The sequence below is a fragment of the Streptomyces sp. NPDC090499 genome (assembly GCF_044769305.1).
Classification (GTDB): domain Bacteria; phylum Actinomycetota; class Actinomycetes; order Streptomycetales; family Streptomycetaceae; genus Streptomyces.
Map to the genome: position 1 here is coordinate 53698 of NZ_JBIVXP010000014.1, position 23672 is coordinate 77369.

At 72.5% G+C, this 23672-nt stretch carries 24 protein-coding genes; 13 read left to right on the forward strand and 11 right to left on the reverse strand.

Annotation, left to right across the window (positions count from 1 at the left end; genetic code table 11):
* Positions 1 to 12: 12 nt before the first annotated feature.
* Positions 13 to 576: a MarR family winged helix-turn-helix transcriptional regulator gene (locus tag ACIQVL_RS37325; RefSeq protein WP_403477565.1), complete on the reverse strand. Its 564-nt coding sequence runs from the start codon at positions 574 to 576 to the stop codon at positions 13 to 15.
* 62 nt (positions 577 to 638) lie between these two features.
* On the opposite strand from ACIQVL_RS37325, the gene ACIQVL_RS37330 reads away from it, so the two are divergent.
* The 3 genes from ACIQVL_RS37330 to ACIQVL_RS37340 all read left to right on the forward strand — a co-directional run bounded on the left by ACIQVL_RS37330 (position 639) and on the right by ACIQVL_RS37340 (position 3516).
* Positions 639 to 1916, forward strand: a complete 1278-nt coding sequence (locus tag ACIQVL_RS37330; protein ID WP_403477566.1) for a multidrug effflux MFS transporter — start codon at positions 639 to 641, stop codon at positions 1914 to 1916.
* A 138-nt stretch (positions 1917 to 2054) separates the two neighbouring features.
* Positions 2055 to 2780, forward strand: coding sequence for a hypothetical protein (locus tag ACIQVL_RS37335; RefSeq protein WP_403477634.1), 726 nt, complete (start codon positions 2055 to 2057; stop codon positions 2778 to 2780).
* Positions 2701 to 3516, forward strand: a complete 816-nt coding sequence (locus tag ACIQVL_RS37340; protein WP_403477635.1) for a hypothetical protein — start codon at positions 2701 to 2703, stop codon at positions 3514 to 3516. Before ACIQVL_RS37335 ends, ACIQVL_RS37340 begins: the two co-directional genes overlap by 80 nt.
* A 27-nt stretch (positions 3517 to 3543) precedes the next feature.
* Here ACIQVL_RS37340 and ACIQVL_RS37345 read toward each other — a convergent pair whose 3' ends face one another.
* From ACIQVL_RS37345 to ACIQVL_RS37355, 3 genes are read right to left on the reverse strand one after another with little or no spacing between them, the layout of a single operon-like run.
* Positions 3544 to 4920, reverse strand: a complete 1377-nt coding sequence (locus ACIQVL_RS37345) for a sensor histidine kinase (RefSeq protein ID WP_403477567.1) — start codon at positions 4918 to 4920, stop codon at positions 3544 to 3546.
* On the reverse strand, positions 4917 to 5579 hold the full coding sequence (locus ACIQVL_RS37350) for a response regulator transcription factor (RefSeq protein ID WP_403425561.1): 663 nt from the start codon (positions 5577 to 5579) through the stop codon (positions 4917 to 4919). Before ACIQVL_RS37350 ends, ACIQVL_RS37345 begins: the two co-directional genes overlap by 4 nt.
* Before the next feature lie 47 nt (positions 5580 to 5626).
* Positions 5627 to 6295 (reverse strand): DedA family protein, encoded by a 669-nt coding sequence (locus tag ACIQVL_RS37355; protein WP_403477568.1) that lies wholly within the window; start codon positions 6293 to 6295, stop codon positions 5627 to 5629.
* A 297-nt stretch (positions 6296 to 6592) separates the two neighbouring features.
* Between ACIQVL_RS37355 and ACIQVL_RS37360 the strand changes: the two genes are divergently transcribed.
* Together ACIQVL_RS37360 and ACIQVL_RS37365 are read left to right on the forward strand one after the other, a co-directional pair.
* Complete coding sequence (locus ACIQVL_RS37360) at positions 6593 to 7384, forward strand: hypothetical protein (RefSeq protein WP_403477569.1); 792 nt, start codon at positions 6593 to 6595, stop codon at positions 7382 to 7384.
* Between the two features lie 253 nt (positions 7385 to 7637).
* Positions 7638 to 8525, forward strand: a complete 888-nt coding sequence (locus tag ACIQVL_RS37365; RefSeq protein ID WP_403425558.1) for a DUF2236 domain-containing protein — start codon at positions 7638 to 7640, stop codon at positions 8523 to 8525.
* Here ACIQVL_RS37365 and ACIQVL_RS37370 read toward each other — a convergent pair.
* The 3 genes from ACIQVL_RS37370 to ACIQVL_RS37380 form a co-directional block, all read right to left on the reverse strand.
* The gene (locus ACIQVL_RS37370; protein ID WP_403425557.1) at positions 8512 to 9720 is read right to left on the reverse strand and encodes a glycoside hydrolase family 3 N-terminal domain-containing protein; all 1209 of its coding nucleotides are present in this window, start codon (positions 9718 to 9720) and stop codon (positions 8512 to 8514) included. The genes ACIQVL_RS37365 and ACIQVL_RS37370 overlap by 14 nt on opposite strands.
* A gap of 413 nt (positions 9721 to 10133) precedes the next feature.
* On the reverse strand, positions 10134 to 12404 hold the full coding sequence (locus tag ACIQVL_RS37375) for a M4 family metallopeptidase (protein WP_403477570.1): 2271 nt from the start codon (positions 12402 to 12404) through the stop codon (positions 10134 to 10136).
* Positions 12405 to 12694: 290 nt separating this feature from the next.
* A complete protein-coding gene (locus tag ACIQVL_RS37380; protein ID WP_403425554.1) occupies positions 12695 to 13126 on the reverse strand; it encodes a winged helix-turn-helix transcriptional regulator in 432 nt (143 codons plus the stop codon).
* Positions 13127 to 13251: 125 nt separating this feature from the next.
* Between ACIQVL_RS37380 and ACIQVL_RS37385 the strand changes: the two genes are divergently transcribed.
* From ACIQVL_RS37385 to ACIQVL_RS37395, 3 genes are all read left to right on the forward strand, one after another.
* Positions 13252 to 14142 (forward strand): NADP-dependent oxidoreductase, encoded by an 891-nt coding sequence (locus tag ACIQVL_RS37385; RefSeq protein WP_403425552.1) that lies wholly within the window; start codon positions 13252 to 13254, stop codon positions 14140 to 14142.
* Between the two features lie 100 nt (positions 14143 to 14242).
* Positions 14243 to 14680 carry a glutaredoxin domain-containing protein gene (locus tag ACIQVL_RS37390; RefSeq protein ID WP_403425550.1) on the forward strand — a complete coding sequence of 146 codons (438 nt, stop codon included), beginning with the start codon at positions 14243 to 14245 and terminating at the stop codon, positions 14678 to 14680.
* 14 nt (positions 14681 to 14694) lie between these two features.
* Positions 14695 to 15246 carry a GNAT family N-acetyltransferase gene (locus ACIQVL_RS37395; RefSeq protein WP_403425548.1) on the forward strand — a complete coding sequence of 184 codons (552 nt, stop codon included), beginning with the start codon at positions 14695 to 14697 and terminating at the stop codon, positions 15244 to 15246.
* Between the two features lie 84 nt (positions 15247 to 15330).
* Here the strand turns inward: ACIQVL_RS37395 and ACIQVL_RS37400 are convergent, their stop codons facing one another.
* Positions 15331 to 16308 (reverse strand): GlxA family transcriptional regulator, encoded by a 978-nt coding sequence (locus ACIQVL_RS37400; RefSeq protein WP_403477571.1) that lies wholly within the window; start codon positions 16306 to 16308, stop codon positions 15331 to 15333.
* A 101-nt stretch (positions 16309 to 16409) separates the two neighbouring features.
* Here ACIQVL_RS37400 and ACIQVL_RS37405 point away from each other — a divergent pair, with 101 nt between their 5' ends.
* Positions 16410 to 17048, forward strand: a complete 639-nt coding sequence (locus ACIQVL_RS37405; protein WP_403477572.1) for an HD domain-containing protein — start codon at positions 16410 to 16412, stop codon at positions 17046 to 17048.
* An 18-nt stretch (positions 17049 to 17066) separates the two neighbouring features.
* Here the strand turns inward: ACIQVL_RS37405 and ACIQVL_RS37410 are convergent, their stop codons facing one another.
* Entirely contained in the window at positions 17067 to 17681 is a 615-nt protein-coding gene (locus ACIQVL_RS37410; protein ID WP_403477573.1) for a TetR/AcrR family transcriptional regulator, read from the reverse strand.
* A 160-nt stretch (positions 17682 to 17841) separates the two neighbouring features.
* On the opposite strand from ACIQVL_RS37410, the gene ACIQVL_RS37415 reads away from it, so the two are divergent.
* A complete protein-coding gene (locus ACIQVL_RS37415; RefSeq protein WP_403425540.1) occupies positions 17842 to 18396 on the forward strand; it encodes a cysteine hydrolase family protein in 555 nt (184 codons plus the stop codon).
* Positions 18397 to 18417: 21 nt separating this feature from the next.
* Here ACIQVL_RS37415 and ACIQVL_RS37420 read toward each other — a convergent pair whose 3' ends face one another.
* A complete protein-coding gene (locus ACIQVL_RS37420; protein WP_403425538.1) occupies positions 18418 to 19692 on the reverse strand; it encodes a cytochrome P450 in 1275 nt (424 codons plus the stop codon).
* 20 nt (positions 19693 to 19712) lie between these two features.
* The gene (locus tag ACIQVL_RS37425) at positions 19713 to 21089 is read right to left on the reverse strand and encodes a glutamine synthetase family protein (protein ID WP_403477574.1); all 1377 of its coding nucleotides are present in this window, start codon (positions 21087 to 21089) and stop codon (positions 19713 to 19715) included.
* Positions 21090 to 21439: 350 nt separating this feature from the next.
* Here ACIQVL_RS37425 and ACIQVL_RS37430 point away from each other — a divergent pair, with 350 nt between their 5' ends.
* Genes ACIQVL_RS37430 through ACIQVL_RS37440 form a run of 3 tightly spaced genes read left to right on the forward strand, consistent with a single transcriptional unit; the run spans position 21440 to position 23647 of the window.
* Complete coding sequence (locus ACIQVL_RS37430; protein ID WP_217553506.1) at positions 21440 to 21628, forward strand: ferredoxin; 189 nt, start codon at positions 21440 to 21442, stop codon at positions 21626 to 21628.
* 2 nt (positions 21629 to 21630) lie between these two features.
* Entirely contained in the window at positions 21631 to 22824 is a 1194-nt protein-coding gene (locus ACIQVL_RS37435) for an NAD(P)/FAD-dependent oxidoreductase (RefSeq protein ID WP_403477575.1), read from the forward strand.
* 10 nt (positions 22825 to 22834) lie between these two features.
* Complete coding sequence (locus tag ACIQVL_RS37440; protein WP_403425531.1) at positions 22835 to 23647, forward strand: acetoacetate decarboxylase family protein; 813 nt, start codon at positions 22835 to 22837, stop codon at positions 23645 to 23647.
* The last annotated feature ends 25 nt before the right edge of the window (positions 23648 to 23672 follow it).

Here is a 23672-nt window from a genome sequence, read left to right on the forward strand (position 1 = left end):
GGCCGACTGGTGTCAGCCCCGGTCCGCGCGGGCCTCCATCGCCGCCACCAGCCGGCGCAGCGCCTCGGTCACCCACTCGCGGTCCTCGCCCAGACCGTGCAGCAGCCCGGTCTCGACGGAGAGCTGCCGGGGGAAGAGTTCGTCGACCGCCTTCGCGCCGGCCTCCGTGATGGTGACCAGGGCGGCACGCCGGTCGGCGGGGTTGGGGGTGCGGGCGATGAACCCCCGCTGCTCCAGCCTGCCGAGGGTCTTGCTGACCCCCGCCCTGGACAGCCCCAGCCGTTCGGCGAGACTGCGGGCGATGAAGGGCTCGGTCGCGTGCCGCAGGGGGATCAGCATGTCGAGCTCCGGCGCGGTGAGCGGCGCGCCCGCGTAGAGGGGCTCCACGGAGCGGTTGAGCAGACCGGTCGCGTGCTTGAGCAGCCCGATCAGCTCCATGGGGGAGGTGTCCAGGCCGGGATGGTGGGCGGCCCACTGGGTGCCGACGTCCGCGGCGGACGGGTTGGCGGAGGCGGAGAGGGGGGCGGAGGCGGGGGAGTCGGGCGCGTCGGGAGAGTTCGGGGCGGGGGAGGGCATGTGGCTCGTCTTCTCGCAGTTCATATTTGTTAGCTAGTGAACTATCGGCTACCTTTATTTCCATGTCAGCTCCGTCATCCTCGCGCAACCGCGCCGACGCTGTCCCCGACACCCCCGGACCTGCGCCTTCGGGTCGCACGGTCACCGCCCTCATCGCCGTGCTCGGCGCCCTCACCGCCGTCGCCCCGCTCGCGACCGACATGTACGTCCCCGGATTCCCCGCTCTGGGGAAGACGCTCGGCGCGAGCGGCTCGGCCGTGCAGCTGACCATGACCGCGTTCCTGGCCGGACTCGTCGTCGGCCAGCTCCTCATCGGCCCGCTCAGCGACGGCCTCGGCAGGCGCCGGCTGCTCATAGCGGGGTCGGCCGGATTCGTCCTGTGCTCCGTGGGCTGCGCCGCGGCCCCGGACATCGCCGCCCTCACCGGGGCCCGCTTCCTGCAGGGCGTGGCGGGCGCGGCCGGCATGGTGCTCGCCAGGGCCGTCCTCACCGACCGCTTCCACGGCGCCGAACTGCCGCGCTACTTCGCGGTGTTGTCACAGGTGATCGGCGTGGCACCGGTCGCCGCGCCGGTGCTCGGCGGGGCCGTTCTCGCCGTCTCCACCTGGCGGGCGGTCTTCGCCGTACTGGCCGTGCTCGGCGTGCTGCTGCTGCTCGCCGTGGTGCGGGCGGTGCCCGAGTCGCTGCCGCCGGAGCGGCGCCGGTCCGGTGGACTCGCCGGGACCTTCCGGGCCATGGGCACGCTGCTCGCGGGCCGTACGTTCATGGGATACGTCCTGGTGGTGGCTCTCGTGTCGGCCGCCCTGTTCGCCTACATCAGCGGCTCCAGCTTCGTCTTCGAGAACCTGCACGGCGTCTCCGCGACCACGTACTCCCTCATCTTCGCCACCAACGCCGTCGCCATGCTGGCCGCCGGAGCCTGTTTCGCCCGCCTGGCCGGGCGCGGCACCCGCCTGAACACGCTGCTCTCGGCCGGGGTCGGTATCGCCCTGCTGGGCGCGCTGGCACAGGTCCTGCTGCTGGTGACCGTGGGTGAGACCCTCGCGGGCACCTGGACCGCCCTGTTCGTGACCGCCGGCGGCATCGGCCTGGTCTTCCCGAGCGCCATGAGCATCGGCCAGGCGGTGGGCCGCGCGGCCCCGGGCGCCGCCTCCGCGCTGCTGGGCGGCTTCCAGTTCCTCTTCGGTGCGCTGGCCGCTCCGCTGGTGGGCGTGTTCGGGGAGGGCAGCTCCCGGCCGATGGCGCTCGTCATGCTCGGCGCGCTGGTGGCGGCCGGGGTGGCGCTGGTGGTGCTGGCCCGTCCCGGGGAAGGGCACGGCGAGCCGGTGCCCGCGGTGTAGCGGGCGAAGTTCCTTCGGGCCCTGCTGTGCGGCCGGGGCGCGTTCTCCGTCGTCCCGACCGTCCAGTTCCGCACCACCGCCCACCGGGCGGGCGCGTGCTGGCCGGCCGTCGCCCTGATCAGCGTCGTCGCCACCCTGATCAGCGACAATCCCACCGCCGGCTTGGGCGTCCCGCCGGCGACCGGCACCACCGTCCTCGCGATAGTCCTAGCGGTCGTGTTCGTGATCCGGTACCGACGTGAGCGGACCCTGTCCGTCCATCACATCGACACGACCGCCCGCGAGTCCCTCCACTGGCCCACTGGCTCGCCCCCGTCCTGTTCGGCCTGGCCACCGCCGTCACCCTCGCGCCCTCGCGCTGAACGCGGTGTGGAGCTTCTGGCTCGCCCCCGTCCTCCCCGCCCGCTCGGCGCCTCCGTCTGCGACCACCTCGCCCACCGGGCGGAGACGGCGGCTTGGGCCTGGGCGCCGTCGTCACCGGCACCCTCTCTCCGGCCCTCATCCTTCGGCTCGTCGTCTTCCTCTCGGTCACCCGGAAGGACGCGACACGCGCGCGGCAGCCCAGGGGGCACACGGCCTGACCGGAACGCGGGTGGGATGTTCAGGATCCGTTCAGGCCGATGCTGCCAAAGTCGGTCAAAGCGGCCGCCCTGTGCGGCCGCTCATGCCAGGGCGCGCGTCTCCTCGTCCACTCGTGGAGCGTGCGCCCTGCGCCACCACCGAACAGGAGCCCCCCACCTTGGAGCAGTCCCAAGCTCTCACCGGCCCCGCGGCGCAGGGCAGGATCACGTCGGCGACGAAGAAACTCCCGGAGGTGACGCTGGCGTTCTGGATCATGAAGATCGCCGCGACCACCCTCGGTGAGACGGCCGGCGACCTCTTCGCGCAGACGCTGAAACTCGGTTACTTCCTCACCACGATCGCGCTGTTCCTGCTGTTCGTGGTGACGCTGGCCGCCCAGCTCCGGTCCCGCCGCTACCACCCGTTCTTCTACTGGACGGTCATCCTGTCCACCAGCATGGCCGGCACCACCATGTCCGACTTCATGAACCGCGACGCGAGCGCCAGGTACCTCTCGGGCGGCGCCACCTCACTCGGCTGGGGACCCCAGGGCCTCGGCCTCGGCTATCCGGTCGGCGCGGCGATCCTGATCTCGATGCTCCTCGCCATCTTCGCGATCTGGAAGGCGACCGGCATGACGTTCCAGATCCGGCAGATCGTCACCCTCCGCGGCGAGGCCCTGTTCTGGTCGGCGATCCTCGTCTCCAACACCCTAGGCACCTCAATGGGCGACTTCCTCTCCGACAGCTCCGGCCTCGGCTATGCCGGCGGCGCGCTGCTGGTGAGCGGGGCGCTCGCCGTCCTGGCCGCACTGACGAGGGTGCCCGCGGTGTCCAACGTCCTGCTGTTCTGGTTCGCGTTCGTCCTCACCCGCCCGCTGGGCGCGACCGCGGGCGACTTCCTGACCAAACCGGCCGCCAAGGGCGGTCTCGACCTCGGTACGGCCGGCTCCTCGGCCGTCCTGCTGGCCGTCCTGCTCGGCTTCATGGCCTACGCGCAGGTCCGGGAGCGCAGGATTTCCTCCCAGGCGGCGAACTAGGGCACGGGAAAGGGGTTCCGGGGCGGCTCACCCGGCGGGCAGGTCGGCCAGGAAGCGGGCGCCGGTGGTGTGCGCGGGGTCGTGGCTCACCTCGCCGCCGACGGACCGGGCCAGGCGCCGCGCGAGCGGCAGTCCGAGGCCCGCGCCGTCGTGCCCGTCCCCGGGATCGGCCCGGTGACCGGGCTGGAAGAGGTCGCCGAGGAACGCCTCCGGCACGCCGGGGCCGTCGTCGGTGACGCTGATCCGGACCCCGCCGGGCACCGGACACGCGGACACGGTCACCGTGGAGTGCGCGTACCGGACCGCGTTCGCCAGCAAGGGGCTGACGATGCGTTCGATGAGTGCGGGCCGGACGCCCGCCGCGGGCTCCGGACCGGCCGTGTCGACGACGGCCGTCACCCGCTGCGGCGTCCCGAGGCGGTCGACCAGCCGGTGCAGGACCGGTACGACGGCCGTGGCGCCGGGGGCGGTGCCGGCGGTGCGCGCCTCCTCGCGGGCGTCGTCCAGCAGGGTGTCGCAGATGGTGCGCATGGCCTGGGCCGCCTCGGCGATCACCTCGTGCGTCGCCCGGGTCTCGGCATCGGAGCGCGGCCGGGCCCGCCACCAGTCCAGCTCGATGATGATCCGGGTGAGCGGCGTGCGCAGCTCGTGGGACAGCTCCCCGGTCAGCTGCCGCTCGTGCCGCAGCACGGTCCGGATGCGGTCCAGCAGCGCGTCCAGCGAGGCGCCCAGGCGGGCGAGCTCGGCCGGCTGGCCGGCGGCGCCGAAGCGCTCGTCGGAGCCCGCCGCGCTCCACTCGGTGGCCTGGTCCGTCATGGTGCGCACCGGGCGCAGCGCCCGCCCGACGGCGAGGCGGGTCAGTGCGTAGGTGCACGCGAGCATGACGGAGTCCAGGACCAGGGACCCCAGCAGCACGGCGTCGGCCGAGTTGCGGTACGGGGCGAGATCGAGGGCGGTGACGACCGTCGCCGTGCTGCGAGGCCCGGCCACGGAGTGGGCGCACAGCCGCACGGACCGGGGGTCCCGGGCCGTCACGGTCGTACAGACGCCGTCTCCGTCCGCGGCGAGCCGGGCGGCGGCCTCGGTCAGGGTGCCGCCGGCGGTGGTGGACGGGGGCTTCTCCAGCAGCCGCGCCCCGCTGTAGATCCAGACGTTGGCGTCGAGAAGCCGGTCGTTGACGGTCTCCAGTACCCGTACCCGCGAGCCGCTGGTGTCCACGGTGGTGGCGACGGCGGCCGCGCGGCTGCCCAGTTCGGCGTCCGCCTGGTGCTGCAGGTGCCGGTCCATGACGGTGTTGAACGCCACGGTCAGGACGGTCATCAGGAGGGCCGCCGTGGTCACCGCCACGAGCGAGAGCCTGCCGCGCAGCGTGCGCGGGGCCAGGTGCCGTACGAGGCCGTTCATGACAGCCGGTGGCCGATCCCGCGCGCCGTCCCGAGGCTCAGGCCGCTGCCCGCCTCGCGCAGCTTGCGGCGCAGCCGGCTCAGGTACTGGTCCAGAGTGTTGTCGCTGACCTGGGCCCCGTCCGGCCACGCGGTCCGCACCAGGTCCCGGCGGCTCACGATGCCCCCGCCCGCGGCCACCAGCGCGGCCAGCAGCCGGAACTCCGTCGGGGACAGCTCGACCCGGGCCTCGCCGACGCGCGCGCTGTGCCGGGTCGCGTCCAGGACCAGGTCACCGGCCGCGGACACGGCCGCCGGGGCGGACCGCTTGAGCGCGGCCCGCAGCCGGGCGACGAGTTCGGCGAGGTGGAAAGGCTTGGGAAGGTAGTCGTCGCCCCCCGCCGAGAATCCGGACAGCCGGTCGGTGAGGTGGTGGCGGGCCGTGAGGAAGATGATCGGGGCCGCGAAACCGTTGGCGCGCATCGCCTGGCACACGTCCCGGCCGTCCGCGTCCGGCAGCCCGACGTCCAGGACGACCGCGCCGATGCCGTCGCCGGTCAGCCGCAGGGCGGTGGCGCCGTCGGCGGCGGGCACGGGCTCGAAACCCTCGTCGGCCAGCCCGCGGCGCAGCACGTCCCGCAGGGCGTGGTCGTCCTCCACGACCAGGATCTTGTGAGGCATGGTCCTCCGTCGGAGCTACAGCCGTACCGCGGCGCGGGCCGGCGTGGTCACCCGCGTCCCTCCTCGGCCCTGGCGGCCCGGCGCCCCCGGTACACCTCGGAGACCACCGGAATCAGGGACACGACCACGATCAGCGCCACCAGCGGCAGCAGGTAGCGGTCGACGTCCGGGATCGACGAGCCCAGCGCGTATCCCGCGAGGGTGAGGCCGACACTCCACGCGAGTCCGCCGACGACCTGCCACTGGGTGAACGTCCGCACCGGGACTTCCAGCGCACCCGCCATCGGGTTGAGCACCGTGCGCACCACCGGCACGAAGCGCGCCAGGACGATGGCCTTGGCGTGGCCGTACCGGCCGAGGAAGTCCTCGGCGCGTTGCACGCCCTCGTGCAGGCGCCTGGAGCGGCTGCGTGCCAGCAGGGTGCCGCCCGCCTTCCGGCCGAGCAGGTACCCGAACTGCGCCCCGGCCAGCGCGCCCACGGCCGCCGCCACCAGGAGCGGCCCCAGGGACAGGTGGAGGCTGCCCTGCGCCGACCCGGTGCACAGCAGGCCGGCGGTGAACAGCAGGGAGTCGCCCGGCAGGAAGAACCCGACCAGCAGCCCCGTCTCGGCGAACATCACCACCCCGACGCCCAGCACGCCGAAGGCCGACAGCAGCGAGTGGGCGTCGAGCACGTTCACGGCCAGCTGTGACGCCGCGAGGATCGGTGTGGTCATGAACGGGGCCCTTTCGGCGGACGGTCTCACCTGAACACCTGAACGACTACACCTTTGTAGACGTCGTACGGAACTCTAGACGATCGCAGGCGGCCGACGGGGCGCCCACCGTCGTGGCACCCGGGTCCGAACAGACCTGCCTAGCACCTTCCCGACCACCGTGACCAGGGAGTTCGCCGTGGCGTTCAGGTTGCGTTCAGGCCCGGCGCGCGGACCTGAAACTCATGCACCAGAGGCGCCAAAACATTGGCAAAGACATCTGTGGCACCGAGTGCACGGCGTGCCATCGTGCCGCCCATGACCACAGAGCACCTCCTCGACGACCGCTCCCGCGTTCCCCTCCGCACCATGGCGAACAAGGTGCCGGAAGTCACCGTCTACTTCTGGATCATCAAGGTGCTCACCACCGGGATGGGCGAGACCGCGTCGGACCTGCTGGCCCGGGTCCTCGGCCCGATACCGGCCGTCGGCCTCGGCGGTCTCGCCCTCGTGGTCTCCCTGTCCGTGCAGTTCGCGGTCCGCCGGTACATCGCCTGGGTGTACTGGACCGCGGTCGTCATGGTCAGCGTCTTCGGCACGATGGCCGCCGACGTCCTGCACGTCGGGCTGGGCGTGCCCTACACGCTGTCCACCCCGTTCTTCGTCGTCGTGCTGGCCGCGGTCTTCGCCCTCTGGTACGCCGTCGAGCGGACGCTGTCCATCCACGGCATCCGCACCCGCCGCCGTGAGACCTTCTACTGGGCGACCGTCCTCGCCACCTTCGCCCTCGGCACCGCCGCAGGCGACCTGACCGCCACCGCCGGCCTCGGCTACTTCGGCTCCGCGGTCCTCTTCGCCGTCGCGATCTGCCTGCCCGCACTCGCCCACCGCGGCGGCGCCCTGAACGCCGTGGCCGCCTTCTGGACGGCCTACGTCATCACCCGCCCCCTCGGCGCCTCCCTCGCCGACTGGATGGCGGTCGGCCACGGCCGCGGCGGGCTCGGCCTGGGACTGGCACCGGTGACCCTCGCCTGGACGGCCGCCATCGCCTGCTTCGTCGGCTACCTCGCCGTCTCCCACCGGGACGCGACGCGTCCCGATCCGGCCTGAGCGATCGCGTTCCGCGCGTGCGCCGCGCAGGCCGGGAATTCGCTGTTCCGACTCGGTGGTGCGGCGCTCGGGCGACTCGATGCCGGCCGGGTGCCGGGTCCGGCGGCTTTCCGGGTCGCCTGCCCAGGGCCTCGGAGAGCCGCCGTTCGAGCCGGGGGAGGTGCGAGAGAACGTCGGAACGTCCGACGCAGCCATGAGCGCGTTTTCTGCGTCCTGTCCTCCGGGGAACGGGTTCGACTTGGGGGGACGGACGTTGCGCCGTGGGTACAAGTGGGTGGACCGGGAGCTCGCCGGGCTGGATCCGGAGGCCGACTGGGAGCGGATGATCTCGCTCTATGTCGCGTACGGAATCCCGGAGTTCGCCCTGGCGGCGACGCTCTACCCGGGCACCATGCGCATGATGCAGCCCGGCGCCACGGCCGCGACGCTGGCGCACACCGCGAAGCTGACGACGAGACCCGAGCGGCGGTACCAGGACGCCAACCGGTTCCTGATGGCGTGGATGGTGGACGGCCTGTCCAGCGAAGCGGGGCGCGCGGCCGCCGACCGGCTCAACCGCATCCACCTGGCGATCGCGGCGGCCACCCCGCACCTGCCCGGCAACTTCGACGACACCGACGACTTCGTCTACCCTCTCGTCCTGCTCGCCACCTACGGCGACCGCCTGCAGACCTCGCTGGGACTGCCCGGCACGAGTGACGCCATGAAGACCGCGTGGCACCGCTGGGCGCAGACCCTGTTCCGCCTCCTGGAACGCGAGTCGGGGCCTCTCGCCGACGAGTGCTTCCCCGAGAGCTGGGAGGCGATGACCGAGTTCGCCCTGGAGTTCGACGGGCGGCCCTACGAACCGACGGAAGCCGGACATGCCGTGGCGACCGCGATGATGGACTACTTCGCCGAACGATGGTTCCCGGCGCCCTTACGGGCGTTCGGCAGGGACCTGACCCGCTGTCTGGCCGGCGAGCGGGTCTGCCGGCTCCACCGGATCGGACGGCTCGGCCCCGGCCGCGAACGTGTCGTCCGTCTTTTCCTGAAGTCCGCGTTTCGTGCCCTGCGCCTGCTGCCCGACTACCGGACCCCGCTGCCCGAACGCGTCCGGCGCCGCGAGCGCACCCGGGCAACCGGTCTCAGCTGCAGGTGAGGCGGCCCGCGTTCGCCTTGGCGGTGAGGATGCGGTGCACGGAGGCGGCGACCTTGGTGCGGAACGACGCGTCCTTCGCCATCTGGGCCTGCACCCCCTGGACCATCGCCGGTACGGTCGACGCCTTGACCGTGAGGACCATGTCGCCGCCGGCGCCTATGAACTGCACCGCCCGCTGGGCCGGGGTGTAGGCGCGGACCGCGACCGCCTGGCCGAGGTCGTCGGAGATCACGACTCCCTTGAAGCCGAACCTGGTGCGCAGCAGCGAGTTGATGACGGTCGGGGAGAACGCGGCGATGTGCTTCGAGTCGATCTTCGTGTACTTCGCCGACGAGATCATCACGAACGGCGCCCCTGCCTTGATCCCGCTCTGGAACGGCTGCAGGCTCGAACTGGACGCGGTGGTCACCGAGTCGACGACGTTCGCGGTGGTGTCGGTGTTGCCGATCACCTGGCCCAGTCCGGGGAAGTGCTTGAAGGTGGTCATCACCTTGGCCGTGCGGAAGCCCGCCGCGAAGGCGCCGGTGTGCGAGGTCACCACGGCGGGGGTGTGGCCGTACTCGCGGTAGAAGTGGCCGATGGGGGCGTTGCGGGTGCCGAGACTCGCGGGCACCACGTCGGCGACCGGGGCGAGGTTCAGGTCCAGGCCCGCCGCCTTGAGCTGACCCGCCCAGGTCGCGGCGCGGCTGCGCAGAGTCGCGGTGCTCCACGTGCCCTGGGTCAGGGCGTTGGGGATGACCGAGAAACCGGGTCCGCTGAGCACCTGGACCTGGCCGCCCTCCTGGTCGGTGGAGACCAGCAGCCCGACCCGGTGCCCGCCGACCGTGTCGGCCTGCGTGCGGAACGCGTCGACCACCTTCCGCGTCGCGGCTGTCCCGGCGGTGCTGCGGCCGGTGAGCATGACGGACCCGACGTGGTAGGTGCGCAGCGTCTTCAGGTCCGTCGCACTCGGGCGGGTGGCGTTGACCCCGCCCATGAACAGCTGGCCCACGCGCTGGGCCTGGGTCATCTTCGCGTAGACCGTGTCGGCGCAGCTGGCGGCGGAGACGGCGGATGCGGCGGACACGGGCCGGCCGGCCGCGTCCGCGGCCGGCACGGTGCACACACCGGCGGCGAGCGCGGCGGTGACGAGTCCAACAGTGGTGCGCCGGGCGGCCGGACCGCCACGCGCGCGTCGACGAACAGGTGTCCCCACGATGCGCTCCTGACTGATGCGGGTGCACGTCACGGAGACCAACGGGCCGACGGACGACATCGGACCGCATGGTCCGCGACCGGTTCATTCCCACCACACGTTACGCCGAACGGGTGCTGTCAGCACCCGGGCGGACCCGTTGTGGGGGGGGGGGGGGGGGGGGGCCCCCCCCCCCGGGGCGGGGCCCCCCCCGGGGGCCCCCCCCGGGGGGGGGGCCGGGGGGGGCCCCCCCCCGCCGCGGGCGGCCCCCGGCCCCCCCGGCCCCCGCGGGGCCCCCCCCGGGTCAACCCCCCCCCCCCGCCCCCCCCCCGGGGGGGGCCCCCCCCGGGGGGGCCCCGGGGGGGGGGGGCGGGGGGGGGCCCCCCCCCACAACGGGTCCGTGCAACCGGCCGGGTCACCGGCCGGGGTAGGGCTCAGGGGATGAGCCGCCACTGCTCGATGTAGCCGACGTCGATCGCGGCATGGTCCTGGACCCGGAGCTTCCAGGTGCCGGTCAGGGGCTGCGCGGAGGCGTCGACGGTGAACGTCTGGTCGACGTTGTCGGCGGAGCCGCCGCTGCGGTTGAGCAGCGGGTAGACCGTTCCGGTGGGGCCGACCAGGTCGACCGTCAGGTCACCCCGGTAGGTGTGGATGATCTTCACGTAGACCTGGGTGGTCGCCGAGGCGTTCCCGGTGCGGTCGGTGACGGTGATCGGGGACTCCACCGCCGTGCTGTTGTCGGGGATGTCGACGCGGGTGGCGCTGGCGTAGACGTACGCCACCTCCCAGGAGAAGCTCACGGTGCTGCTCGCCCCGGTGGCGTCGGTGACCGTGACGGTGACGTCGCTGGTGCCGAGGGTGGTCGGGGTGCCCGAGATCAGGCCCGTGTCACTCATCGTCAGGCCGTCCGGCAGACCGGTGGCCGTGTAGGTCAGCCCCGCCCCGGAGTTGGTGGTGTACGCGTCGGTCTGCAGGGACACCGCCTGCCCGATGCCGCTGATCTGGTCCGCGACCGGCGCGATGTTGACGCCCAGCGCGATGCGATGGCCCACGTTGATCGCCGCCCACGCGTCCGCCACGGCGAGGTAGGAGGGGCTGTAGGCGCCGAACAGGTCGGCCGCGGCCTGGAGGGTGGCCGTGCGGGCGCCCGCGTAGTTCGTGCTGGACGTCATGTAGGTGGAGAGCGCCCGGTACCAGACGCGCTGGGCGTTGTCGATGCCGATGCCGGTCACCGGCACGCCGTCGTAGGTGGGGCTGTCGTAGGCGACCCCGTTCACGGTCTTCGCCCCGCTGCCCTCGGAGAGCAGGTAGAAGAAGTGGTTGGCCGGACCCGAGGAGTAGTGGACGTCGAGGCCGCCCAGGGAGGAGCTCCAGTAGTCGCTGGACGCCCCGTCCTTGCTCGGCTTGTCCATGTAACGCAGCGGGGTGCCGTCGCCGTTGATGTCGATCTTCTCGCCGACCAGGTAGTCCGGGACGTCGGCCGGCAGGTTCTCGTAGAACTCGACGGCGGCGGCGAAGATGTCGGAGGTCGCCTCGTTGAGACCGCCCGACTCGCCGGAGTAGGTGAGGCCGGCGGTGGCCGCGGTGACACCGTGGCTCATCTCGTGGGCGGCCACGTCGAGCGCGGTGAGCGGGTGGGTGTTGCCCGAACCGTCGCCGTACGTCATGCAGAAGCAGCTGTCCTGCCAGAAGGCGTTGACGTAGTTGTTGCCGTAGTGGGCGCGGCTGTAGGCGGCGACGCCGTCGTTGCGTATGCCGTTGCGGCCGAAGACGTTCTTGTAGTAGTCCCAGGTGGCCGCCGCGCCGAAGGCCACGTCCACGCCCGCGGTCTGCCGGTTGGCCGGGGTGCCGTCGCCCCAGACATCGTTGTCGTCGGTGAAGAGCGTGCCGGTGCCGGAGGTGCCCTGGTTCAGGTCGTAGGTGCGGTGTCCGGCTCGGTCGCCGTCCACGAGCTGGTACGTCGAACCGGAGAGCGTGGTGCTGAGCGGCACGGTCCCGTTGAACTGGCCGGTGCCGGTGCCGGTTTCGACGCCCTGGTAGCGGAAGAGCTGCTTTCCGGTGTCCGCGTCGGTGATCACGTGGAGTTCGTTGGGGGTGCCGTCGTCCTGGAAGCCGCCGACCACGGACTCCCAGGCCAGGGCGGGGTGGCCGGAGGCGGCCCAGACCACGAGACGCGGGGCGCCGTTGAGCGCGGGACGCTCGGCGCCTGCCTGCGCGGCGGTGCTGAGCGCCTGGGCCTTCGCCGTGGCCGAGGAGGTCTTCGCCTTGGTGGACGGGAGTGCGAGGGCCGCCTTCGTGGCCCGCGACACCGTGAGGCGGCCGGCGCCGTCGTGGACGATCAGGTCGCCGCCGAGAACGGGCAGGCCCGCGTAGGTGCGTTCGTAGCGGGTGTGTGTCGTGCCGTCGGCGTCCTGTGTCACGTCCTTGACGAGCAGTTTCTCGGCGCTGCCGAGGCCCAGGGTCCTCGCGGTGTCCGGGGCGCCGGCCGTGGCGGCCTTGAGCAGCGCGGCGTGCTTCGCCGGCGAGAGCGCGGCGGGGGCCGCGCCGGCGTCGGGGGTGGCCAGGATCTTGGCGGGTGCGTGGCCGTCGGGTGCGGCCACGGCGGTGCCGTGCTGGATTCCGGTCACGAGCAGGGCACTTGCGGCGGCGAGTGCCAGGGCCGCGCTGTGTCTGGCGCGGCGGTGGTGACGGTCCTGCCGGAGCATGCGTTCTCCTTCTGTGGGGTGGTCGGGCCCTGGTGGGGCCCGGGAGAGCGGGTCGGCCTGGTGAGGCCGTCCGGCGGCGCGCGGGTGGGTGGCACGGCTCGGAGGCGGGTCGGGTCCTCGCTGCCGTGCGGGGTGAAGTCAGTGATTGGGCAAGGGAGTTGTGTGAGACACCTGTGAGCAGGCGGTGAACTTTCGGAGAGCAGATTGACATCCGCGAGACGCGAATGTCATGACCGCATCAGAACAACGGCTTGAACTGGCGGTTGCGAGCGGCCAGTTCGAGCGTCTGATCAGTGCTTTTCGGCCGGGCGGTCGGACTGCTCCTCGGCCCCCGCGTCATAGCGCCCGCGTGCCTCGTGGACCTCTTCGATGTGGGTCTCCGCCCAGTCCTTCACGCCCGCCAGCAGCAGGGAGAGGCTGCGGCCGAGCGGGGTGAGCTCGTAGTCCACGCGGACGGGGACGGACGGGGTCACCGTCCGGGCGAGAATGCCGTCGCGTTCCAGGGAGCGCAGGGTCTGGGTCAGCATCTTGGGGCTGACGCCGGCGATCTTGCGGGCGAGTTCGCTGTACCGCATGGAGCCGGGGGCCAGCGCGCAGACGACCAGGCTGACCCATTTGTCGCTGATCCGGTCGAGCAGCTGGTTGGTGGGGCAGGCCCGGAGGAACGCGTCGTACTCCACGCGCGCCTGCTCGCGCCGCTGGGCCGCCGTCGTCGTCGGCATCGCTCACCCCTGGGGGACCTAGGCACCTTCAGGTAACTACTTTCCCGTGGATAGTAGCTCTTCCTAGGGTTGCAGACAGCTGAGGAGAGACCGCAGCGGGAAAGACGTAGAGGGAGCCAGGCGTCATGCGCGCAGCAGTGGTGAACACGTTCGGCGGACCGGAGGCCGTGGAGGTCGTGGCGACGGAGCGGCCCGAGCCGGGCCCGAGCCAGGTACGGATCAAGGTCGCGGCGGCCGCGCTGAACCCCGTGGACGCGGGTGTGCGGGCCGGTTTCTTCGGTGGCGCGGGCAAGCGGATCGGGCTCGGCTGGGACGTCGCCGGAACCGTGGACGCGGCCGGCTTCGCGACCGCCTGGGGCGTCGGCGACCAGGTGGTGGCGCTGGACCCCGGCATCGTGCGGCCGCTCGGCTCGCACGCCGAGTACGTCGTCGTCGAGGCGGACGCGGCGGCCACGGCACCGGCCACGGTGGACGCCGTGCACGCGGCGACGCTGCCGCTGAACGGGCTGACCGCCGCACAGGCCCTGGATCTGCTGGAGCCGGCCGAAGGGCAGTCCCTCCTGGTGACCGGTGCGGCGGGCGCGGTCGGCGGCTTCGCCGTCCAGCTCGCCGCCCACCGGGGGATCTCGGTCACCGCGCTGGCCCGCGCGACCGACGAGGAGCTCGTACGGTCGCTGGGGGCCGCGCACTTCACGGCGGGCGCCGTCGAGGCCAGGAGCTTCGACGCGGTGCTGGACGCGGCGGTGCTGGGCGAGCCGGCCCTGGAGTGGGTGCGGGACGGGGGCGGCTACGTCGGTGTCCGGCCCGGCGGTGAGCCCGCCCCGGTGCGCGGGGTGCGGACGGCCGCCGTCGGCGTGACCGCGGACGGGGCACGCCTCGCGGAGCTGGCGGGGCTCGTGGACGAGGGCGTGCTGACGCTCCGGGTGGCCGAGACGTTCTCCCTGGACGACGCCGCCAAGGCCCACGCCCGGCTGGCGGCGGGCGGGGTCCGCGGGCGGCTGGTGCTCGTCCCCTAGCCGGTCCGGGGCGGCCGGCAGGATGCCTGCGGAGTCGGATCAACGCACCGCCGATGCCCGGAAGTTCACCTGCGCGGCCGATCCACTAGCCTGCGTCACCATGATGCGTGTCTGGACCCTGCCGGTGGTGTTCGTGCTCTGCGGCTCGGCCTTCGCGACCGGGCTGCTCGTCAAGGGGAGCCCCGGTACGGCGGCCGCGCTCCTCCTGGCGTTCCTGGCGCTCGCCGGCGTGAACTCGCCGCTGGTCTTCCCCAGGTCGATCGGTGCGGGGGAGGCGCAGCGCCGCAGCGCGGCGGACGGCCGGCCGGTCGTCTTCTGGCGGCCGGGCTGCACGTACTGCATGCGACTGCGCATCCGGCTGGGGCGCAGCGCCCGGCAGTTGTACTGGGTCGACATCTGGCGTGATCCGGCGGGAGCGGCGGCGGTGCGGGCGGCCAACGACGGCAACGAGACCGTGCCGACCGTCGTCGTGGCGGGGCAGCCGCACACCAACCCGGACCCCGCGTGGGTGCGCGCGCAGGTGGCTCCGCCCGTGTGATCCAGAATGGCCGGATGGTCACACTCGAGACTCCCCGTCTGGTCCTGCGCCGCTGGCGCGAGGAAGACATCGCGCCCATGGCCGCCGTCAACGCCGACCCCGAGGTCATGCGGTGGATCCGCGACGGCAGCGTCCGTGACGAACAGCAGACGCGCGACGGGGTCCGGGCATGGGAGAGCGAGTGGGAGTCACGGGGGTTCGGCCTGTTCGCCGTGGAGATCCGGGCCACGGGCGAACTGGCCGGGTTCACCGGCCTTTCGGTGCCCGAATTCCTGCCGGAGGTACTGCCGGCGGTGGAGGTCGGCTGGCGGCTGGGCCGTGCCCACTGGGGGCAGGGCCTGGCCACCGAGGCCGCTGCGGCGGCCGTACGGTTCGGGTTCGGGGAGCGGGGGCTGGAGCGGATCGTCAGCATCGTCCAGGTGGGCAACGACGCCTCCGAACGGATCGTGACCAAGCTGGGGATGCGTCCGGTCCGTGAGACCGTGAATCCCACCTCCGGTCGGCACGTTCGGGTGTTCGGGCTGTCGTCGGAGCAGTACGCCGCAACCGGGCGGCGCCCGGGGTGAGTCAGGGGCGCGACACGTCGAGCGGCGGATCCCGGTGGAAGTCGGCCACCGCGGCCGGCGGGATGTGTGTCCCCGTGCCGACGATCATGGCAGGCGCCCCGGCCGTTCCGGGGGACCGGTGGTGGCGAAGCGTCTGCGGTAGTGGGTCGGGGTGGTGCCCAGGTGGCGGGCGAAGGCGCGGCGGAGGGTCTCGTCGGTGCCGAGGCCGCTGTGCCGGGCGGCCGCGGTGACGCTGTGGCCGGCCAGGAGTAGCTGCTGGGCACGGTCCAGGCGGACGCGCTCGACCCAGCGCGCGGGTGTGGTGCCCAGTTCGGCGGTGAACAGCCGGGTGAGGTGCCGGGGGCTGACTGCGGCGGACGCGGCCATGGCGGGCAGCGTGTGGTCGGCGGTCGGATCGGCGAGTACGGCCGCGACCAGGGTGCGGAGCAGGTCGCTGCGGGCGGGCGGGGTGGCGATGGCCGTGGAGAACTGCGACTGGCCGCCGGGGCGTTGCAGGAAGACGACCAGTTCGCGGGCGACGTCCCGCGCCACGTCCGCGCCGTGGTCGTCCTCCACCAGGGCGAGGGCGAGGTCGATGCCCGCGCTGATGCCGGCCGAGGTGACGTACCGCCCGTCGCGGATGTGGATGGCGTCCGGCTCGACCCGCACCCCCGGGTAGAGGCGCGCGAAGGTGGCCGCGTGCCGCCAGTGCGTCGTCGCGCGCCGGCCGTCCAGCAGGCCCAGCTCGCCCAGCACGAACGCGCCCGTGCACACCGAGGCGACCCGGTGCGCCCCCTCGCTCAGGGCCCGAGCCGTGGCGAGCAGCGGCTCCTCGACCGGCCGCTCGGCGAGCCGGTCACCGCCGGCCACCAGGACCGTGTCCACCGGGCCGGCGTCGGCCGCCCGGACCGTGCCGCTCAGCGCGAGACCGGCGGACGTGGTCACCGTGCCGCCCTCCGGGGAGACCAGCACCAGCTCGTAGGGGTCGGCGAGCCGGCCCGCCTGGTGCAGCACCTCCGAAGGACCGCTGACGTCGAGCATGGTCACCCCCTCGAAGACCACAAAGCCCACCCGATGCGTCATGTCCGAATCCGTGGTTTTCCTGGCAGCAGGGACATGGTCCAGCCTACGTCCCCGGCGGATCCTGGACGTACATCACCTATCCGGCACGGAGGCTGAGAACGATGAGCGAAGAGATCGCAGGCGTGCGCATCCCGGACACCGCCCTGGTCCGGGATGCCACCGAGATGGTCCGTGACGTCGCCACCCCGGTGGTGTTCGACCACTCCCGGCGGGTCTTCCTGTGGGGCTCGCTGCGCGGCCGGGCCCTGGGGCTGGGCTTCGACCCGGAGCTGTTGTACGTCGGCGCGATGTTCCACGACCTGGGGCTCACCAAGAGCCTGCGCCGCACCGACCAGCGCTTCGAGATCGACGGCGCCGACGAGGCCCGTGCCTTCCTCCGGGCCCGCGGCATCACCGGCGAACCCGCCGACCGGGTCTGGACGGCCATCGCCCTGCACACCACCCCGGAGATCCCGCTGCACATGGCACCCGAGATCGCCCTGGTCACCCGCGGGGTCGAGCTGGACGTGCTGGGCCTCGGCTACCACGACGTCACCGACGAGCAGCGTGCGGCGGTCGTCGCGGCGCACCCCCGCCCCGACTTCAAGAACCAGATCCTCGCCGCCTTCACCGAGGGCATCCAGGACCGCCCCGACACCACCTTCGGCAACGTCAAGGCGGACGTGCTCGCCCACTTCGTCCCCGGCTTCCGGCGCGGCGACTTCGTCGAGGTCATCAGGAACTCCGCCTGGCCGGAGTGAATCCCGCGAGCGGGGTGTTCAGCGCGGCGGCGGTCCGAGCAGACCCTCCACGACGTCGTGGAGGGGGCCCAGGAGGTCCTCGGGTGTCGCGTCGGCCAGGGGACGCAGGCCCACGGCGGAGCGCAGGACGGCGACCCCGACACCGAGGGCGACCAGGAGCTCCGCCCGCAGCTGGGCGTCGGGTGCCGACGAGGCGCCCGACGCTTCGAGCACCTGGCGGCCGAACTCCTCCAGAGCACGCCGACGCACCCCGGCCACCTGCTCGTCCCCGGAGTCCCGCAGCAGCATCAGCACCGGATGCTCGCCGAACTCCGCCCACGCCCCGGCCGCCAGCTGCCGGCTCAGTGCCTCGGCCAGCGCCGCCCGGTCGCGCGGGACCTCCCCGTCACCGCCCAGGAACCGGGGCGTCGACGCCAGCGCCGCCTTGAACAGGCCCTCCTTGGAGCCGAAGTACCGCTTGATGAGCGCAAGGTTGACCCCGGCGTCCGCGGCGACCCCCCGCAGCGTCGTACGGTCGTAGCCGAGCTGCGTGAACCGGGCACGGGCGGCCAGCAGCAGGGCCCGCCGGGTCGCCGCGGCGTCCCGGCGACGGGTCCCGCCGGCGGCCTGGCCGGTCACGTCGTCCGACGACACAGCGGCTCCTCTCCTCGACGCCACCCTGGGCCCTTCGACGGACCGGGACCCCGTGAATCCGCCACGAGGTAATCATGCGTTGACATGATCCCGCAGCGCGGTCTACGTTGCCAAGTAATCGCTTGATGACCAACGGGGCCGCGTGGAAGGAACAGAGACAGTGCCTCAGCAAGCCCTGCTCGTCATGGACGTCCAGCAGGTCGTCGTCGACCGCTTTCCAGACGCCGACTACCTGCCCCGCCTGGCCAAGGCGGTCGACGCCGCCCGGACCGCCGGCGTCCCGGTGATCTACGTGGTCGTCGGCTTCCGCCCGGGGTACCCGGAGGTCAGCGCCCGCAACAAGACCTTCCGCGGCCTCGTGGGCGCCGCGCAGCGGCCGGCCGGCGACGACCAGGCCACGCAGGTCCACCCGGACGTGGCCCCCGCGCCCGGCGAGCCGGTGGTCACCAAGCGGCGGGTCAGCGCCTTCGCCGGCAGCGACCTCGACATGGTGCTGCGGGCCGGCGGGATCGATCACCTCGTCCTCACCGGCATCGCCACCAGCGGTGTCGTGCTGTCCACCCTGCGTCAGGCCGCGGACCTCGACTTCGAGCTCACGGTCCTGTCCGACGGCTGCCTCGACTCCGACCCGGAGGTGCACCGGGTGCTCACGGAGAAGGTGTTCCCGAAGCAGGCCGAGGTCACCACGATCGACACCTGGGCCGCAGCGCTCTGAGCGGGTGACTCCGTCCGGCCGTCAGGCGAGGGTCACCTCCACCGGCAGCCGCTTGATGCCGTTGACGAAGTTCGAGCGCACCCGCGGCACTTCGCCGACCAGCCGGATGCCGGCCAGCCGCGGGATCAGCTCCTCGAACATGATCCGGATCTCGGTACGCGCGAGCAGGTTGCCCAGGCACAGGTGCGGGCTGCCCTTGCCGAAGCTGACGTGGTCGTTGTTCTGCCGCGCCACGTCGAAGTCGTAGGGGTTGCCGAAGACCTCCTCGTCGCGGTTGCCCGAGGCGTACCACATGACGACCTTGTCGCCCTCCCTGACCAGCCTGCCGCCGAGTTCGACGTCGCGGGTCGCGGTGCGGCGGAAGTGGTAGACCGGGGACGCCCAGCGCAGGAACTCCTCCACCGCCGTCGGGATCAGCGACGGGTCGTCCCTGAGCCGTGCCAGCTGCCCCGGGTGCTGGAGGAGGGCCAGCATCGAGTGGGTGATGGTGTGCCGGGTGGTCTCGTTGCCGGCCACCACCAGGAGCAGGAAGTAGTTGTCGAAGTCCCGCGCGGAGAGCGGGACCCCGTCGCGCGGGGTGGTGTTGACCAGTGTGGAGACCAGGTCCGTGCCCGCGCCGCCGCGCCGCTGCCGGGCCAGCTCCCGCCCGTACTCGAAGACTTCGAGCGAGGCGGGGGAGCGGAACGGCAGGTCGCGGTACTTCTCGCTCTCCGCGCTGTGCAGCAGGACGTCCGCGTAGTCGGGGTCGGTGTTGCCGATGATGCGGTTTCCCCACTCGATGAGCTGCTGGTTGTCCTCCGGCGGCACGTCGAGGAGCCGGGCCAGGACGTTGATGGGGAAGTCCGCGGAGACCTCCTTCACGAAGTCGAAGGTCCCCTTGGCCAGCGCCGCGTCCAGGGTCTTCGCCGTCAGCCCGCGCAGGAAGTCCGTGTAGCTGTTGATGACCCCGGCTCCGAACTGCCGCTGGATCACGCTGCGCAGGGCGCGATGGCGCACTCCGTCCAGCTCCAGGATCGAGGCGCGTCTGCGGATCTGGTCCTCGTCGAGCTCCTCCAGGTTCACGAACCGGGTGGAGGTGAAGGTCTCGGCGTCGCGGTCCACCCGCGCGATGTCGGCGTGCCGGGTGACCGCCCAGAAACCGGAGTTGGGCGCCTCCTCCGGCTGCCAGTGCACCGGATCCTCGTGCCGCAGGGTGTGGAACATCCGCCAGGGCGTGACCCCGTCGGTGAAGTTGTCGGGGTTCGCGAGGTCGACATCGGCGAGACGCATGGGCTCGACGTCGGTGGCAGTGGTCATCGTCGATCCTTCGGAGGTGGTCACAGGTGGTAGGCGTACTCGGTGAACTCCCAGTCGGTGACGTACCGTTGGAAGCGTTCGACCTCGTTGCGCTTGTAGGAGAGGTAGGAGTCGGTGAAGTCCTTGCCGAGGAGTTCGGCGAGTGCGGTGTCCGACTCCAGCGCGTCCAGCGCGGCGGACAGGTCCGTCGGCAGCAGGGCCGCCTTCGTGGTGTCGTAGCCGTAGCCCTCCAGCGGGGCGGGCGGCTCCTCGGCGGCCATGACGCCGAGCAGCGCGGCTGCCGTGGCCGCGGCGATCGCCAGGTACGGGTTGGCGCTCGCATCGCCCAGGCGCAGTTCGAGCCGGGCGCCGGCGCCGCGCTCGGGCGGCACCCGGACCATCGCGCTGCGGTTGTCCAGACCCCAGTCGATCAGCCAGGGGGCCAGGGTGTCCGGGCCGAAGCGCTTGTACGAGTTGACCGTCGGGTTCAGCAGCGCGGCCAGCGCGGGCGCGTGTGCGAGGACGCCGGCGATCGCGTGCCGGGCGGTGGCCGACAGGCCGTACGCGCCGGACGGGTCGTCGAAGGAGTTGCGGCCCTCGGCGTCGGTGCCGTCGGTGCCGTCGGTGCCTTCGGTGCAGGAGAGGTGCAGGTGGAAGCCGGACCCGCCCGTGTCGTTGAAGGGCTTCGCCATGAAGGTGGCCAGCCGTCCCTCGCGCCGGGCCAGTTCCTTCACCGAGGCCTTGAAGCGGAACGCCCGGTCGGCCGCGGACAGCGCCTCCGAGTGCAGCAGGTTGATCTCGAACTGCCCGCCGTCGAACTCGTGGTTCCCGCTCAGCACCCCGATGCGCAGGTCGCGTGCGTGCCGCAGGGTGCGCAGCAGGTGGTTGTCGGGATCGGCCCGCAGTCCGGCGGTGTATACGACACCGGGGACGCTGCCGTAGCGCCGCCAGCCGCCGGCCGGGTCCGGCTCGCACAGGAAGTACTCCAGCTCGGGTCCGACGACCGGGCTCAGCCCGTGCTCCCGGCACCGCTCCAGGACCGACCGCAGCAGGTCCCGCGGTGACTCGGCGGCGGGCGCCCCGGTGGCCGGATCGGTGACGTCGGCGAGGCAGGCCGCCACGCCCGGCTCCCAGGGCAGCGCGACCAGGGTGCTGAGGTCCGGCCGTACGCAGACGTCGGGCAGTCCGGCGTCCAGACCGCCGCTGACCGGCACCACGTCCCCCTGTGGACTCGTGTGGTACACCGCCCGGCAGAAGGCCAGCCCGTGCTCCAGGGCCCGGGGCAGCTCCTCCACCAGCACGTCACGCGCCCGGTCCGTGCCGATGAGGTCGGGATACGTCACCCGGACGACGTCGATGCCGTCGGCCGCGAGCCGGTCCAGGTGCCGGCGGACTGCTGCGGGGTCTTGATCGCTCACCGTTGTCTCCTTGGGCGGACGGACGTCGGGACACCACGTGGAACCAGGTGGTGTGTGAGGTGGGAGCGGGCGGCCGGGGTGCGGCGGCAGAGGGCCTCGACGCCACCCCGGTCTGCTGTTTGAAGCCAAACGGTAGGCAGGGCGGCACCTTGCCGCAAGAGGGCGGTGCAAAGAATTTATCCATCCGGATAGGTATTGACCGGGGAGTGCCCGCTGCCTACCTTGTTTGAAGCCAAACGAGTCCGGGATGCGGTCCGCCGCAACCCGTTGGCGGGGCCCGGTCGGTACGGCCGGCCGGGCCCACTTCCCCTCCCTCTCCCTTCGCTTCCGCTCCCTCAGGAGGACCGGCCATGAAGGTCGTCGTCGACATGAACAAGTGCCAGGACCACGGCCAGTGCGTCTTCGCGGCCCCCGACGTCTTCTCCCTGGACGACGCCGGCCACCTCGTGCACGTCTCCGACCCGGACGACGCGCTGCGCGACGAGGTCGAGGAAGCGGCCGACGTCTGCCCGCTCCAGGCCATCCGGATCGAGGCCTGACGGTGCACCCGCGCATCGTGGTGGCCGGCGCCTCCATGGCGGGCCTGCGCGCCGCCGAGCAACTGCGCGCGGCGGGCTGGACCGGCGCCGTCACCCTCGTCGGAGACGAACCGCACATGCCCTACAACCGGCCGCCCCTGTCCAAGGAGGTCCTGGCCGGAAAGGCCTCCTTCGAGTCCCTCGCCTTCCGGCCGCGCCCCGCCGTGGCCGACGTCGAGTGGCGGCTGGGCCGGAAGGCGGTGGCCGCGGACCTGGACGGGCGCACGGTACGGCTCGACGACGGCACCGAGCTGTCGTACGACGGCCTGGTCGTCGCCACCGGGATGCGCCCCCGGCGCCTGGGCTGCCCGGGGCCGTCGACCGGTCGTCACACGGTCCGTACCCTCGACGACGCCCGGGGGCTGCGCGAGGCGCTGACCCGGTCCGGCGCGCGGGTCGTCGTGGTCGGTGCCGGTTTCATCGGCTGCGAGGTCGCCGCGACCGCGGTGGGTCTCGGCGTTGCCGAGGTCACGGTCGTCGACCCGCTGCCGCTGCCCATGGCCGGGCCGCTCGGAGAGCTGCTGGGCCGGGCGCTGCTGAAGCGGCACCAGGAGCGCGGGGTGCGCTTCGCACTGGGCACCGGGGTTACCGGGTTCGCGGGTGAGGACCGGGTGACCGGGGTGGAGCTGAGCGACGGTTCCGTGCTGCCGGCCGACGTGGTGGTCGAGTCGGTCGGCTCGGTCGCCAACACCGAGTGGCTCGACGGCAACGGGCTCGACCTGACCGACGGGGTGCGCACCGACGCCTGCCTGCGGGCGGGCGGGCGACCGGACGTGGTGGCGGTCGGAGACGTGGCCCGGTTCCCCAACGCCCGCTACGACGGTGTGCCGCGCCGGGTCGAGCACTGGTCCATCCCGACCGACACGGCCAAGCACGCGGCGAGGACGCTGGTCGCCGATGCCGATCCGGCGCCCTTCGCGCCGCTGCCCACCTTCTGGAGCGACCAGCACGACTTCCGGCTCCAGTCCTTCGGGGCGCCGGTGCTCGGCAAGGAGGACGTCCGCGTCCTCGACGGCGACCCGGAGGGGGACGTGCTCGTCGGCTACCACCACGGCGGCCGCCTCGTCGGTGTCGTCGCGCTCGGCGGCCAGGCCGTGGCCGCGTCCGCCGCCCGTTACCGCGCCGAGCTGCTGAAGCAGCCCGCCCTCACTGTTTAGGGAGCCCCAAGTGGCCAGTCCCCGTGGTTACTTCCATCCGAAGACGGCGAGCGGTGCCTCGTCGCTGATTCCCTCGCCGCCGTGGCGGTACTCCGGTGACCTGCTGACCGTCGAGTACCGGACGGATCCCGCGCGAGTGCGTGAACTGCTGCCCGAGCCACTGGAGTTGGCCGACGAGGATCCCGGCGCGGTTGCCCTGATCTGGGCGGACTGGCAGTCCTGCGCGGCGGACGGGGTGGAACTCCTCGATCCGGTGCGTGCGCAGTACAAGGAGGCCTTCGCGGTCGTGCGCTGCAGGTACCGGGGACAGACGTACTCGCGGTGCGTCTACATCTGGGTCGACAAGGACTTCGCGATCGCGCGCGGGCTGCACCAGGGGTATCCGAAGAAGCTCGGGTCGATCCATCAGACGCGGCCGCATCCGTACGGGCCCGCTCCGCGGATCGAGGCGGGGGCGCGGTTCGGGGCGACGCTGGCGGCGGCCGACCGGCGGCTGGCCCACGTGGTGGTGACGCTGCGGGAGCCGTCCGGGACGAACGGGTTCGTCAACGGGCATCCGATGGCCCATCACCGGTGGCTGCCGTCGATCGAGAAGGGGAAGGGGCTGGCGCTGGACGAGCTGGTCGAGTCGGGGGCGGCGGAGTTCGAAGGGGGGCAACCGTGGGTCGGGGAGGCCGAGTTGGAGCTGTTCGAGGCGCCTACGGAGGAGCTGGCCCGGCTGGAGGTGCGGGAGCCGATCGCCGCGTACTACCGGCAGGTGGGGGTGGTGTGGGACGGCGGGCGGCTTCTTGAGTCCGGAACATCGGGAGTGGTGGCCGAGTGAGGTGCGTGCGTGGGGGTTGGTCGCG

Bases quoted from the DNA above. Each gene is read 5' to 3' on its own strand.
- ACIQVL_RS37400 (WP_403477571.1), bottom strand. From the start codon at position 16,308: ATGACGCATCGGGTGGGCTTTGTGGTCTTCGAGGGGGTGACCATGCTC.
- ACIQVL_RS37385 (WP_403425552.1), top strand. From the start codon at position 13,252: ATGCGCGCAGCAGTGGTGAACACGTTCGGCGGACCGGAGGCCGTGGAG.
- ACIQVL_RS37355 (WP_403477568.1), bottom strand. From the start codon at position 6,295: ATGACCACACCGATCCTCGCGGCGTCACAGCTGGCCGTGAACGTGCTC.
- ACIQVL_RS37390 (WP_403425550.1), top strand. From the start codon at position 14,243: ATGATGCGTGTCTGGACCCTGCCGGTGGTGTTCGTGCTCTGCGGCTCG.
- ACIQVL_RS37345 (WP_403477567.1), bottom strand. From the start codon at position 4,920: ATGAACGGCCTCGTACGGCACCTGGCCCCGCGCACGCTGCGCGGCAGG.
- ACIQVL_RS37360 (WP_403477569.1), top strand. From the start codon at position 6,593: ATGACCACAGAGCACCTCCTCGACGACCGCTCCCGCGTTCCCCTCCGC.
- ACIQVL_RS37375 (WP_403477570.1), bottom strand. From the start codon at position 12,404: ATGCTCCGGCAGGACCGTCACCACCGCCGCGCCAGACACAGCGCGGCC.
- ACIQVL_RS37350 (WP_403425561.1), bottom strand. From the start codon at position 5,579: ATGCCTCACAAGATCCTGGTCGTGGAGGACGACCACGCCCTGCGGGAC.
- ACIQVL_RS37420 (WP_403425538.1), bottom strand. From the start codon at position 19,692: ATGACCACTGCCACCGACGTCGAGCCCATGCGTCTCGCCGATGTCGAC.
- ACIQVL_RS37325 (WP_403477565.1), bottom strand. From the start codon at position 576: ATGCCCTCCCCCGCCCCGAACTCTCCCGACGCGCCCGACTCCCCCGCC.
- ACIQVL_RS37405 (WP_403477572.1), top strand. From the start codon at position 16,410: ATGAGCGAAGAGATCGCAGGCGTGCGCATCCCGGACACCGCCCTGGTC.
- ACIQVL_RS37330 (WP_403477566.1), top strand. From the start codon at position 639: ATGTCAGCTCCGTCATCCTCGCGCAACCGCGCCGACGCTGTCCCCGAC.
- ACIQVL_RS37395 (WP_403425548.1), top strand. From the start codon at position 14,695: ATGGTCACACTCGAGACTCCCCGTCTGGTCCTGCGCCGCTGGCGCGAG.
- ACIQVL_RS37380 (WP_403425554.1), bottom strand. From the start codon at position 13,126: ATGCCGACGACGACGGCGGCCCAGCGGCGCGAGCAGGCGCGCGTGGAG.
- ACIQVL_RS37430 (WP_217553506.1), top strand. From the start codon at position 21,440: ATGAAGGTCGTCGTCGACATGAACAAGTGCCAGGACCACGGCCAGTGC.